Source organism: Kitasatospora sp. NPDC053057 (assembly GCF_044546945.1).
Classification (GTDB): domain Bacteria; phylum Actinomycetota; class Actinomycetes; order Streptomycetales; family Streptomycetaceae; genus Kitasatospora.
Window position 1 is genome coordinate 78,182 of the sequence record NZ_JBITZP010000032.1, and the last position, 12,048, is coordinate 90,229.

General features: G+C 70.8%; 9 protein-coding genes. 4 read left to right on the plus strand and 5 right to left on the minus strand.

Features of this window, described 5'->3' with window-relative positions:
* Positions 1-3: 3 nt before the first annotated feature.
* Positions 4-336 (minus strand): ArsR/SmtB family transcription factor, encoded by a 333-nt coding sequence (locus ACIG5E_RS28400; RefSeq protein ID WP_396538014.1) that lies wholly within the window; start codon positions 334-336, stop codon positions 4-6.
* A 29-nt stretch (positions 337-365) separates the two neighbouring features.
* The gene (locus tag ACIG5E_RS28405; RefSeq protein ID WP_396538016.1) at positions 366-740 is read right to left on the minus strand and encodes a hypothetical protein; all 375 of its coding nucleotides are present in this window, start codon (positions 738-740) and stop codon (positions 366-368) included.
* Positions 741-1,002: 262 nt separating this feature from the next.
* On the opposite strand from ACIG5E_RS28405, the gene ACIG5E_RS28410 reads away from it, so the two are divergent.
* Both ACIG5E_RS28410 and ACIG5E_RS28415 read left to right on the plus strand, forming a co-directional pair.
* Positions 1,003-3,858 (plus strand): DEAD/DEAH box helicase, encoded by a 2,856-nt coding sequence (locus tag ACIG5E_RS28410; protein ID WP_396538034.1) that lies wholly within the window; start codon positions 1,003-1,005, stop codon positions 3,856-3,858.
* A 307-nt stretch (positions 3,859-4,165) separates the two neighbouring features.
* Positions 4,166-5,377, plus strand: a complete 1,212-nt coding sequence (locus ACIG5E_RS28415; RefSeq protein WP_396538018.1) for an alpha/beta hydrolase family protein — start codon at positions 4,166-4,168, stop codon at positions 5,375-5,377.
* Between the two features lie 206 nt (positions 5,378-5,583).
* On the opposite strand, the gene ACIG5E_RS28420 is transcribed toward ACIG5E_RS28415, so the two are convergent.
* Positions 5,584-6,270: a response regulator gene (locus ACIG5E_RS28420; protein ID WP_396538020.1), complete on the minus strand. Its 687-nt coding sequence runs from the start codon at positions 6,268-6,270 to the stop codon at positions 5,584-5,586.
* A complete protein-coding gene (locus ACIG5E_RS28425; protein WP_396538022.1) occupies positions 6,267-7,508 on the minus strand; it encodes a sensor histidine kinase in 1,242 nt (413 codons plus the stop codon). The genes ACIG5E_RS28420 and ACIG5E_RS28425 overlap by 4 nt, the downstream gene beginning before the upstream one ends.
* Before the next feature lie 109 nt (positions 7,509-7,617).
* Between ACIG5E_RS28425 and ACIG5E_RS28430 the strand changes: the two genes are divergently transcribed.
* Together ACIG5E_RS28430 and ACIG5E_RS28435 are read left to right on the plus strand one after the other, a co-directional pair.
* The gene (locus ACIG5E_RS28430; RefSeq protein ID WP_396538024.1) at positions 7,618-8,364 is read left to right on the plus strand and encodes an ABC transporter ATP-binding protein; all 747 of its coding nucleotides are present in this window, start codon (positions 7,618-7,620) and stop codon (positions 8,362-8,364) included.
* 145 nt (positions 8,365-8,509) lie between these two features.
* A complete protein-coding gene (locus ACIG5E_RS28435) occupies positions 8,510-10,861 on the plus strand; it encodes an FtsX-like permease family protein (protein ID WP_396538026.1) in 2,352 nt (783 codons plus the stop codon).
* 125 nt (positions 10,862-10,986) lie between these two features.
* Here ACIG5E_RS28435 and ACIG5E_RS28440 read toward each other — a convergent pair whose 3' ends face one another.
* Complete coding sequence (locus ACIG5E_RS28440) at positions 10,987-11,892, minus strand: 5'-3' exonuclease H3TH domain-containing protein (RefSeq protein WP_396538036.1); 906 nt, start codon at positions 11,890-11,892, stop codon at positions 10,987-10,989.
* Positions 11,893-12,048 lie beyond the last annotated feature (156 nt).

A 12,048-nucleotide genomic window follows, 5' to 3' on the forward strand; every position in this document is an offset into this window, starting at 1 on the left:
CGGCTAGTCGCCAGCCGCCCGCAGCTCCGCGAGCAGGACGTCCCGTTCGGCGAGCAGCCCGGTGAGGATCCGCCGGGCTGCCCGCAGCAGGTCGGTGACGTCGCCGCCGGCCAGCGCGTAGACCACCGTGCTGCCCTCCCGGGTGGCGGTGACGATGCCGGACCGGCGCAGCACCGCGAGCTGCTGGGAGAGGCTGGAGGGCTCGACCCCCAGCTCGGCGAGCAGACAGCGGACGGGCGTCGGTCCGGCCTGGAGCAGCTCCAGCACCCGGATCCGGACGGGATGGCCGAGCATCCGGAAGAACTCGGCCTTGGCCTGGTAGAGCGCTACCGTCACGAGGCCCCCCTTCCCTGGTGTCGGCGGGCTCAGATCTCCAGCGAGAGTTCGATCCGCTTCAGCTGGTGGCGGGCCATCGCGAGGTTGGAGCGGCTGCGGTTGAGGGCGAGGAACAGGAACAGGCCGCGCCCGCTGGGCGTCGTGATCGGCCGGACCATGTGGTACTGGTTGGTCAGGCTGATCAGGATGTCCTCGATCTCGTTGTCGTGCAGGTTGAGCATCTCCATCGCCCGCATCTTGGCGCGGACCACGTCGGTGTTGCCGGCCGCGGCGACGTTGAGGTCCATCTCGCCGCCGTCGCCCAGGCTGCCGAGGGCCATCCCGCTGCCGTAGTCGACGAGGGCGACGCCGATCGCGCCGTCGATCGCCATGGCTTCCTTGAGGGACATCTCCAGGTTCGCCATCGTGGCTTGTCCTCCCGTGAGTCGGTGACTGGGGCACCCGAGGGTGCCGTGGCACTTGAAGGTAGGGAGCAACCCCCGCACTCCACCGCAGATGACCGGAGAAGTTCGGATCTGACTCATTCCTGGTCACTTGAAGACATTTGCAACTATGGATCTGGGAGAGGAGTGATCTCCTCGCGCGGAAAACGGTGCTATCGATGTCACTCCACCCGGGTAACCTCTCGCTGAGATGCGAGATCACACCAACCACACCCGGACGGCGATGAACACCCCCGATCCAGAGCCCCAGGAAGACCAGGAGCTCAGCCCCGCCGAGGCGTACGCGGCCAGCCGTCGCCGGGCCAAGGAGCAGGCCACCGCCCTGTACGGCTTCCAGCAGCTGTACGACTTCCCGCTGGACGACTTCCAGCTGGAGGCCTGCGAGACGCTGGAGGCCGGATCGGGCGTGCTGGTCGCCGCCCCCACCGGCTCCGGGAAGACCATCGTCGGCGAGTTCGCCGTGCACCTGGCCCTCGCCGCGGGCCGCAAGTGCTTCTACACCACGCCGATCAAGGCGCTGTCCAACCAGAAGTACGGCGACCTGGTCAAGCGCTACGGCGCCGCCAAGGTCGGCCTGCTCACCGGCGACAACACCGTCAACGGCGACGCCCCCGTGGTGGTCATGACCACCGAGGTGCTGCGCAACATGCTCTACGCGGGCTCCAGCACCCTCGACGGCCTCGGCTACGTCGTGATGGACGAGGTGCACTACCTCGCCGACCGCTTCCGCGGCGCCGTCTGGGAGGAGGTCATCATCCACCTCCCCGAGTCGGTCACCCTCGTCTCGCTCTCCGCGACCGTCTCCAACGCCGAGGAGTTCGGCGACTGGCTGGACACCGTCCGCGGCGGCACCAAGGTGATCGTCTCCGAGACCCGCCCGGTACCGCTGTGGCAGCACGTGATGGCCGGCAACCGGATGTACGACCTGTTCGCCAACCCCGACCGGGACGGCCGCCCCAAGAACAGCCTCAAGAACCCCGGCAAGGCCGTCAACCCCGAGCTGGTCCGGCTCGCCCGCTCCGAGCTCGACCGCAACCCGCGCGACCGCTTCGGCCGCGGCCGGGGCCGCTCCATGCCCAACGGCCGTCCCGGCCGGGTCTGGACGCCGGGCCGGGTCGACGTCATCGACCGGCTCGACGCCGAGGGCCTGCTGCCCGCGATCACCTTCATCTTCAGCCGGGCCGGCTGCGAGGCCGCCGTCCAGCAGTGCCTCAGCTCCGGCCTGCGGCTCAACAAGGACGCCGACCGCGCCCTGGTCCGCGCCATCGTCGAGGAGCGCTGCGCCGACATCCCCGACGAGGACCTGCACGTCCTCGGCTACTTCGAGTGGCTGGACGGGCTGGAGCGCGGCATCGCCGCCCACCACGCCGGGATGCTGCCCCGGTTCAAGGAGGTCGTCGAGGAGCTCTTCGTGAAGGGCCTGGTCAAGGCCGTCTTCGCGACCGAGACCCTGGCCCTCGGCATCAACATGCCCGCCCGCTCGGTGGTCATGGAGAAGCTGGTCAAGTGGAACGGCGAGACCCACGCCGACATCACCCCCGGTGAGTACACCCAGCTCACCGGCCGGGCCGGGCGGCGCGGCATCGACATCGAGGGCCACGCCGTGGTGCTCTGGCAGCGCGGCCTCGACCCGGAGGCCCTGGCCGGCCTGGCGGGCACCCGCACCTACCCGCTCAAGTCCTCGTTCCGGCCGTCGTACAACATGGCCGTCAACCTGGTCTCCCAGTTCGGCCGGCACCGCTCCCGCGAACTGCTGGAAACCTCCTTCGCCCAGTTCCAGGCCGACCGCTCGGTGGTCGGCATCGCCCGCCAGGTGCAGCGCAACGAGGAGGGCCTGGAGGGCTACCGCGAGTCGATGACCTGCCACCTCGGCGACTTCGACGAGTACATGGAAATGCGCCGTCGGCTCAAGGACCGCGAGAACGAACTGGCCCGCGAGGGCACCAGCCAGCGCCGCGCCGCCGCCGTCGAGTCCATCGAGCAGCTCAAGCCGGGCGACGTCATCCACGTCCCCACCGGCAAGTTCGCCGGGCTCGCCCTCGTCCTCGACCCGGGCCTGCCGCCGGTCAGCCGCTCCGGCCGGGGCGGCCCGCGGCACCCCGACTTCCAGGACGGCCCGCGCCCGGTGGTGCTCACCGCCGAGCGGCAGGTCAAGCGGCTCGCGATGATCGACTTTCCGCACCCGGTCGCCGCGATCGAGCGCGTGCGCATCCCCAAGTCCTTCAACCCGCGCAGCCCCCAGTCCCGGCGCGACCTCGCCTCCGCGCTGCGCACCAAGGCCGGCCACCTCGAACCCGAGCGGTTCCGGCGCGGCCGCGCGGCCGCCGCCGACGACCCGGAGATCACCCGGCTGCGCACCGAACTGCGCCAGCACCCGTGCCACGGCTGCACCGACCGCGAGGACCACGCCCGCTGGGCCGAGCGCTACCACCGGCTGCACCGCGACACCGAACTGCTGGAACGCCGGATGCGCTCCCGCACCCACACCATCGCCCGCACCTTCGACCGGGTCTGCGGGCTGCTCACCGACCTCGGCTACCTCCAGGGCGACACCGTCACCGACGACGGCAAGCGCCTCGGCCGGCTCTACGGCGAACTCGACCTGCTCGCCTCCGAGTGCATCCGCGAGGGCGTCTGGAGCGGCCTGGCCGCCGCCGAACTCGCCGCCTGCGCCTCGGCGTTGGTCTACGAGTCGCGCCAGTCCGACGACGCCGGCGCCCCCCGGGTGCCGGAGGGCGCGGCCAAGGAGGCGCTCGGTCAGATGGTCCGCATCTGGGGCCACCTCGACGCCCTGGAGGAGCAGCACCGGATCAACACCGCCGAGGGCGTCGGCCAGCGCGAGCCCGACCTCGGCTTCGCCTGGGCCGCCTACCGCTGGGCCCTCGGCCACAACCTCGACCAGGTCCTGCGCGACGCCGACATGCCGGCCGGCGACTTCGTCCGCTGGACCAAGCAACTCATCGACGTCCTCGGCCAGATCCAGGACGCCGCCGCCCAGGACCCCGAACTCCGCAAGACCGCCCGCAAGGCCGTCGACGGCCTCCGCCGCGGCATCATCGCCTACTCCTCGGTGGGCTGAGCCCCAACAGCAGGGCCCCGCACGTTCGTCCCGAACGTGCGGGCCCCTGCTGTGCTGCGCACTGGGAGTTCCTGATGAGGCCCAGGGTGGGGCAAGCCAGGCCTTCTGCTCCGGCTTGCCCCACCCCCTCCGCCTGCCCGTCGCCGCTTCGCGTGGCGCTCGACGGTGCGGGCGATGGAGAACCCCGCGCCGCACGACATACTCCCGGCGGGTGACTCCGGTACCTCGCGGGGGCTACGAACGACACCGGAACGTTTGCATCCACGGGCTGATTCGATACGGAGCTGCGGAACCTAGCGTCGATCCCATGAAACGCAATCGCCGTATCAGCGCTGTCGCGGCGCTGACGCTCGCCGCCCTCGTCACCGGAACCGGCGCCGGGTTCGCCGCCACGACCACACCGTCGGCCACACCGGTGGCCACCCACGCGTTCGACACCGCACCGGCCACGGCCACCGCGCCCACGCGCTCCTTCCAAGGCACGCTCCCCGCGCCCACCGGCCCCTACGCCGCCGGTGAGGATGTCATCCACCTCACCGACGAGAGCCGTCCCGACCCGTGGGTGCCGTCATCCGGCCCCCGCCAACTGACCGTCACGATGGTCTACCCGGCCGTCCCCGGGACCGGGACTCCGGCCCCTTACATGACCCTCGCCGAGGCAGCCGGAATCCTCCAGCACCGGAAGATGCCGGCGAGCTCCGGCGTCACCCCGCAGACCCTTGCCGGCGTCACCACTCACGCCTTCGACGGCGCGCGGCCGCAACGCGGCAAGCACCCGCTGGTGGTCCTTTCACCCGCGTCCGAGAACCCGCGCATGATGCTCACCTCGCTCGCGACCGAGCTGGCCAGTCACGGCTACGTCGTCGCGCTCGTCGGCCACACCTACGAGGACACCGGCGAGACGCTGGCGAACGGCCAGACGCCGCCGTGCGCGATCTGCGACCACCCGGAAAAGATCGACTTCGACGCCGAAGCCGTCAGCCGGGCGCGGGACGTGTCCTTCGTGATCGACCAGTTGACGCACGGCAATACCGCGTGGCCCCTGGCACACCTCATCGACAAGCACGAGATCGGCATGGCCGGACACTCCCTCGGCGGAGCGGCGGCCGCCGACACGATGATCGCCGACCCGCGAGTACGGGCCGGAGTGAACATGGACGGCACCTTCCACCCGGCCCCGATGCCCGGCCAGATCAACCGGCCGTTCCTCATGCTGGGTATCGCCGACAGCCACACGCCCGGCAGCGGCGACGGCATCGTGTGGGACCGGGCCTGGGCCGCCCTCGGCGGCTACAAGAAGTGGCTGACGGTCACCGGCGCCGACCACTTCAGCTTCTCCGACGGGGACCTGCTCCAGGAGCAGGCCGGGTTCCCGACGGCGCCCCTCTCCCCGGAACGCGGGATGGCGATCACCCGTGAGTACGTGACGGCGTTCTTCGACCGGACGCTGAAGGGGATCGACAGTCCGCTGCTGGACGGCCCCTCGCCGAACAATCCGGAAGTACTCTTCCAGCCCTAGTGCAGCGCCGCGTCGATCCTTCGGGGGTTCATACGGCTTTGCATGGGCTGCCGTCGTAGGTCCGGCGGTAGGGCCCGGCGTCGTGTTTAGACGCCGGGTCAGGGCGGAGAAGAACAGCTCGACTCCCGCTGCGGCGAGGTGGGTGAGCCGGCGCATCCGGCGAACGCGGCGAACTCGTGGTCGGCGATCGTTCTTCTCGCCCCGCCCTACCGTCCACCCAGCGTGAGTCCGGCCTCGAAGGCGATGATCGCCAGGTGGACGCGGTCCCGGGCTTCGAGCTTGGCGAACAGCCGCGCGACATGGGTCTTCGCCGTCGCCGCGCTGATCACCAACCGCTCGGCGATCTCAGCGTTCGACAGTCCCTGTCCGACCAGTGCCAGCACCTCGCGCTCCCGGTCGGTGATCCCCGCGATGGGACTCGAGTCCGCGGCGGGCTCGGTGTCCGGTGCGGGGGCCGCGGGGGTGGCGGAGGTTCCGGCGAAGTCGGCGATCAGCCGTCGGGTGACGCTCGGCGCGATCAACGCGTCGCCGGCCGCCACCACGCGGATCGCGTCCAGGATCGCGTCCAGGGCCATGCTCTTGAGCAGGAATCCGCTGGCCCCGGCGCGCAGAGCGCCGTAGACGTACTCGTCGTCGTCGAAGGTCGTCAGCACCAGCACCTTGGGCGGGTCCGGCTCGGCGGTCGCCTGCCGGGTCGCCTCGATCCCGTCCATGCCTGGCATCCGGATGTCCATCACCACGACGTCCGGCCGCAGCTCACGTACCAGACGCACCGCCTCGCGGCCGTCGCCGGCCTCGCCGACCACCTCCAGGTCGGCGGCGCTGCCGATCAGGATCCCGAGGCCGACCAGCATCAGCGGCTGGTCATCGACCAGCAGTACCCGCACGCTCATGCCGGGAGCCTAGCCGTCACCCGGAATCCGCCCTCCGGACGCCGGCCCGCGCTGAACTGGCCGGACAGCAGCGACACCCGCTCGCGCATGCCGAGCAGGCCGAAGCCGCTCCCGCCGGGCGCTGCCGAGAGCCTCGGACGGCCGGGCCCGCCGGGACCATCGTCCCCGTCGTCCACCACCTCGATCGTCACTCCTGACGGCTCGTAACCCACCGCGACCCGGCACGTCCGCGCACCGGAATGCCGCACCACGTTCGTCACCGACTCCTGGACGATCCGGAACGCCGACAGCTCGATCTCCGGCGGCAGCGGACGCCGCTCGCCCTGCCAGGCCACGTGGACCCGCACCCCGGCGTCGGCCGTGCGTTCGGCGAGCCGCGGGATGTCGGCCAGGCTGCCGGCCGGAGCCAGCGGGGCGGCCCCCGGCATGGCGTCGTCCGGCTCGGCGCGGCGCAGCGCCCCGAGCATGCGCTGCAGCTCGAGCAGCGTCTGGCGGCTGGTGGTCTCGATGCCGGTCAGCGCCTGCCGCGTCTGCTCGGGCTTGGTGTCCACGACCCGCGCCGCCGCTCCGGACAGCACCGTGATGATCCCGATGCTGTGCGCGACGCTGTCGTGCAGTTCGCGGGCGATCCGCAGCCGCTCGGCCATGACGGCGCGGGCCTCCCTCTGCTCATGCAAGGCTCCGAGGTATTCACGGCGTTTGCGAGACACCCCGCCGAAGACCCACGCGACCGCGAACGCCATCGCGAGCCCCCCGGCCCACTGGGCCGCGTCGCCGACGGTCTGCGCGCGGTCGTGGAGGTCGTTGACGAACGCGGCCGCGACGCCCGCGACGGAGCCGACGGCCGCAGCCTTCGGCCGCCGGGCGGCGAGGTACCCACTCAAGGCGACGAGCAGGAAGAACATGACGACGGGCCGGGCGCCAAAGGCGTCGCCGAGGACTGATTCGCCCAGGATCACCGCGAAGACGGTCGCCGGCAGACGGCGCACCAGCAGAACAGGAAGGGCGAGCACGACGTACAGACCCAGCATCTGGACGGGCTCGAGGTGGGGGAACCGGAACAGGCAGTACTCAGGGTCCGGGTCCCCCATCGTCAAGGGGAGCATCAGCGCGTAGAGGCAGGCGGTGGCCAGCACCACGGCCTGTGCCGTCAGCCAGGTCATGCGCTTCGATGTCGAGAGACGCTGGAGAAGCTCTTCCATACGAAGATCGTATTCAGCGGCGTCGGCTCCACGCATCGCCCCGGGGATGTACGCGGGGTACGCCCCCGGGCCGACGGTCCGGGGTGGAGAGGTGACACCCGCCGGCCGACGCGACGGATCACGCTCTGTTCGTAGGTTCATGGCCATGACGAATACGCCGATGATCGACGTCCGCGAGGCGACGAAGAAATACGATGACGGCCCGCCCGCGCTGGCCGGTGTGAACTTGTCCGTGGCGTCCGGTGACTGTGTGGCGATCCTCGGCCATTCCGGCAGCGGGAAGTCCACGCTGCTGAACCTGATCGCCGGTCTGGACAAGCCCTCCAGCGGCAGTGTCACCGTCAACGGCACGCGCGTCGATCAGCTCGGTGAGGCCGGATCGGCGAAGTACCGCCGGGCCTCGATCGGCATGATCTTCCAGTTCTTCAATCTGCTCGACGACCTGACCGTGTTGGACAACGTCATGGTTCCGGCGCAGCTGGCCGGGATGGGCAAGGGTGAGGCGAAGCGCCGGGCCGTCGAGCTGCTCGGCTCGCTGGGTATCGAGCGGCATGTCAAGGCCTATCCGCAGCGGCTGTCCGGTGGTCAGCGGCAGCGGGTGGCGGTGGCCAGGGCCCTGATGAACAAGCCGGCGTTGTTGCTGGCCGACGAGCCCACCGGCGCGTTGGACTCGAGCTCGGTCGAGGACGTGCGCCAGCTGCTGCTGGACCTGAACGCCGAGGGCCAGACCATCTTGTTGGTGACCCACGACGTGCAGTTGGCCGCCACCACCGCGCACCGCACCATCGAGTTGGTGGACGGTGCGGTCGCGCGGGACGTCGTCAACGACGGCAGCGGTGCCGGCCTGGCCGCCCGCACGCCGCTGACCCGTCCGGCGGGAGCGGTCGGATGACACTGCGCAAGCCGCCGATGCCCCGGCGCCTCTTCGAGGCCGGATTCCACGCCATGGCCCGCATGCTGCCGGCGGTGAGCCGGTGAGCGCGCTCGGCAAGGTCGTACGCTCCGGCGTGGGCCGGCGTCGGGTCCAGTCCCTCGTCATGGCTTTGACGACGTTCACCGCGGTGATGTCATCAGTACTCTCCCTCGGCCTGCTGACCGCCGTGCAGGCCCCGTTCGAGCACGCTTTCAACACCCGGAACGGAGCGCACCTGGCGGTCCAGTTCGACGGTTCGAAGGTCACGGCCGCGCAGACCGCCGCCACCGCGCACGCCGCCGGTGTCACCGAGGCGGCCGGGCCGTACCCGATCGCCGCCGCGTTGGGCACGACCGTCGGCACCGACTGCCCCGAGACCGATCGGGCTGGTCACAACAACCGTCCGGTCACCGTCACCACCCGGCCCGACCTGGGCAGCACCTCCGGGATGGACCAGCTGGTGCTGACCCAGGGGCGCTGGCCGACCGGCCCGGACGAGATCGCCCTCGCCGCGAACAGCTATGCCGACGCCTGCTTCGGCTCTTCGGTGGTGTTCTCCTCCCTGCCGGGCAAGCCGTCGTTCAAGGTCGTCGGCTTCGGCGCCTCGGTGACCAACAGCGCGACCGGCTTCGCCACCGTCGACGGTTTCGCGCGGCTGACCGCTGCCGGCGCCAGGACCGACGAGCAGATGCTCTACCGGTTCGCCGAGGCCGGGACCGACGCCGACATCGCCGCCGACAAGCAGGCGGTGGCCGCCGCCGCGCCGGCCGGAGCGGTCGAGAACGGACAGTCGTATCTGACCGCGGAACAGCAGGTGACCGGCAACGCCAAGTCCTTCGTGCCGTTCCTGGTCGCCTTCGGGATCCTCGGGCTGGTCCTGTCCGTGCTGATCATCGCGATCGTGGTCAGCGGCGCGGTGGCCTCGGGAATCCGGCGCATCGGGATTCTGAAGTCGTTGGGCTTCACCCCTTCGCAGGTGGCCCGCGCCTACACCGCGCAGGCCATGATCCCGGCGGCACTCGGCGTGGTGCTCGGCACGGTCTTCGGCAATCTCCTGGCTGGGCCGATCCTGGGTCAGGCCGGCAAGCAGCTCGGCGCGGCCAGTGCCACGATTCCGTCGTGGGTCAGCGCCGTGGTTTCGCTGGGCGCCTTGCTGGTCGTCGGCGTCACGGCTTCGGTCCCGGCGTTGCGGGCCGGCCGGATGCCGGCGGTGCAGGCTCTGGTGGTCGGCCGCGCCCCGAAGGCCGAGCGCGGTCGCGCTGCGCAGCGTCTGGCCTCCCGTCTGCCGCTGCCCCGGGCCGTGTCGCTGGGGCTGGCCCAGCCCTTCGCCCGGCCGGCCCGGGCCGTACTGGTCGGCGCGACGGTGCTGCTCGGCACGGTCAGCGTCACCTTCGCGCTGGGGTTGGGGACCGCGTTCAGCAAGTACCAGGACAGCACCTTCAGCTCGGGCTTCAACGTCGCGTCGACGCTGGTGATACCCACGGCCGACGTGGGCGCGCCGCCCGAGGGTTCCTACGGACCCAACGACCCGCGCCACGCGTACCTGGATGCCACGAAGGTGGCCGCCGCGCTCGCCAAGGTCCCGGGCACGAAGGCCGCGTTCGGCTGGGGCGACAGCGGCGCGACCATGGTCGGCGCGCCGATCGGCGGCGAACCGCCGGTCGTGTACACGGTCAGCGGCGACTTCTCCTGGACGAACATGGAGCTGGTGTCCGGCCGCTGGTACTCGGCGCCCGGCGAGGCCGTGGTCGGCGACAAGCTGGCCTCGGCGGCGGGGATCCACGTCGGTGACGACGTCACCGTGGTGCAGCAGAACAAGCAACTGTCACTGAAGGTCGTCGGCATCAACTTCGACATCCATGGAACCGACTATTCGGCCATGACGGATGCGGCCACCTTCACCGCCGCAGGACTGGCCCCGCACATCGACCAGTTCAACGTCGAGCTGGCCCCGAACGTCAGCGGAACGGACTGGTCCACCTCGGCCGCCGCCGCGCTGACGCCGCTGAACGCCTCGGTCCAGCCGAACTCGGACGGGGGCAAGAACATCCTGATGATCATCATGGGCACCCTGGTGGCGGTGTTCACGCTGATGTTGACCGCGGTCGCCGCGCTCGGCGTGCTGAGCATGGTCGTGCAGGACACCCGGGAGCGGGTTCATGACCTGGGGATCTTCAAGGCCCTCGGGATGACGCCCAAGCAGACCATTGCGATGGTGCTGACCTCGGTGTCCCTCACCGGCCTGATCGCCGGGCTGATCGGGGTCCCGCTCGGGGTCGCGGTGGAGAAGGCGACGCTGACCCCGATGGGGAACGCGATCGGCCGGCACCTGCCGCCGAGCGTGTCCCACGTCTACACCGCCGGGCTGCTCATCCCCCTGCTGGCCGCCGGGGTCGTGATCGCCCTGCTCGGGGCACTGCTGCCGGCCAGCTGGGCGGCACGGTCCCGGACCGCCACCGCGCTGCGGACCGAGTAGGACCGAGCAGAGCCGCCGGTCGCCGCAGCAAAAGCGTGCTGGGCACTGCACGGCGCGGCAAGAACGCCAGTGCCGACCTCCCCCGGTTGACAGCCTCGGGAGGTCGGCATTCCGGCGTTTTTCCCTCAGTAAGTGGCCGCGAGGGTGTCGAGGAGGCGGTCGAGGGAGGTGCCGAGGCCCCAGCGGGTGGCGAGGTGTTCGAGGGTCATGGGGTCGAGGGGTTCGTGGGGGAGGGTGGGGTCGAAGTCGGGGAGGGGGGCGTCGGTGGCGACGCGGACGACGGTGGGGGCGACGTCGAGGTAGGCGGCGCCCTCGACGATGTTGCGGCGGCGGGCGGGGGTGAGCCTGGAGCCCACGTCCAGGGCGGCGGCGCGGATGGCGGGGAGGTCGCCGTACTCGTTGATCAGCTGGGCGGCGGTCTTCTCGCCGATGCCCTTGACGCCGGGCAGGCCGTCCGACGGGTCGCCGCGCAGGGCGGCCATGTCGGCGTACTGGGCGCCGCGCACGCCGTACTTCTCCAGCAGCAGTGCGTCGTCGGTGGTCTGCAGGTTGCCCATGCCCTTGACCGGGTAGAGGACGGTGATCTGCCGTGCGTCGTCGACCAGTTGGAAGAGGTCGCGGTCGCCGGTGACGATCTGCACCGGGCCCTTGGCGCGGGCGGTGAGGGTGCCGATGACGTCGTCGGCCTCGTAGCCGGGGGAGCCGATCCGGGCGATGCCGAGGGCGTCCAGCACCTGCTCGATCACCGGGACCTGCGGGGCGAGGGTGTCCGGCACGTCCTCCTCGCCGTCCACGGCGGCCTCGGCGACCCGGTGGGTCTTGTACGAGGGGACGAGGTCGACCCGCCACTGGGGGCGCCAGTCGGCGTCCATGCAGGCCACCAACTGATCGGGCCGGTGGTCGTGGACCAGCCGGGCGATGAAGTCCAGCAGGCCGCGGACGGCGTTGACCGGCTCACCCTGCGGCGAGCGCAGGGTGTCCGGTACGCCGAAGTAGGCCCGGAAGTACAGGCTGGCGGAGTCGAGCAGCATCAGTCGCGGTGCGGTCACGCCTCAGATCATGCCGCACCGCGCTGACGAAGACCCGGTTCTCAGCTTGCCGTTTAACCTCGGCGGTCACTCGACCTGCTGAGATCTCCGGGATTCGGCAGCACGTGACGCGGCCGTTCTTCACGCTTCGAGATGTCG

Coding starts and splice junctions, on each gene's coding strand:
- ACIG5E_RS28405 (WP_396538016.1), bottom strand. CDS start 740: ATGGCGAACCTGGAGATGTCCCTCAAGGAAGCCATGGCGATCGACGGC.
- ACIG5E_RS28410 (WP_396538034.1), top strand. CDS start 1,003: ATGAACACCCCCGATCCAGAGCCCCAGGAAGACCAGGAGCTCAGCCCC.
- ACIG5E_RS28415 (WP_396538018.1), top strand. CDS start 4,166: ATGAAACGCAATCGCCGTATCAGCGCTGTCGCGGCGCTGACGCTCGCC.
- ACIG5E_RS28420 (WP_396538020.1), bottom strand. CDS start 6,270: ATGAGCGTGCGGGTACTGCTGGTCGATGACCAGCCGCTGATGCTGGTC.
- ACIG5E_RS28425 (WP_396538022.1), bottom strand. CDS start 7,508: ATGCGTGGAGCCGACGCCGCTGAATACGATCTTCGTATGGAAGAGCTT.
- ACIG5E_RS28430 (WP_396538024.1), top strand. CDS start 7,618: ATGACGAATACGCCGATGATCGACGTCCGCGAGGCGACGAAGAAATAC.
- ACIG5E_RS28435 (WP_396538026.1), top strand. CDS start 8,510: ATGGCTTTGACGACGTTCACCGCGGTGATGTCATCAGTACTCTCCCTC.
- ACIG5E_RS28440 (WP_396538036.1), bottom strand. CDS start 11,892: ATGCTGCTCGACTCCGCCAGCCTGTACTTCCGGGCCTACTTCGGCGTA.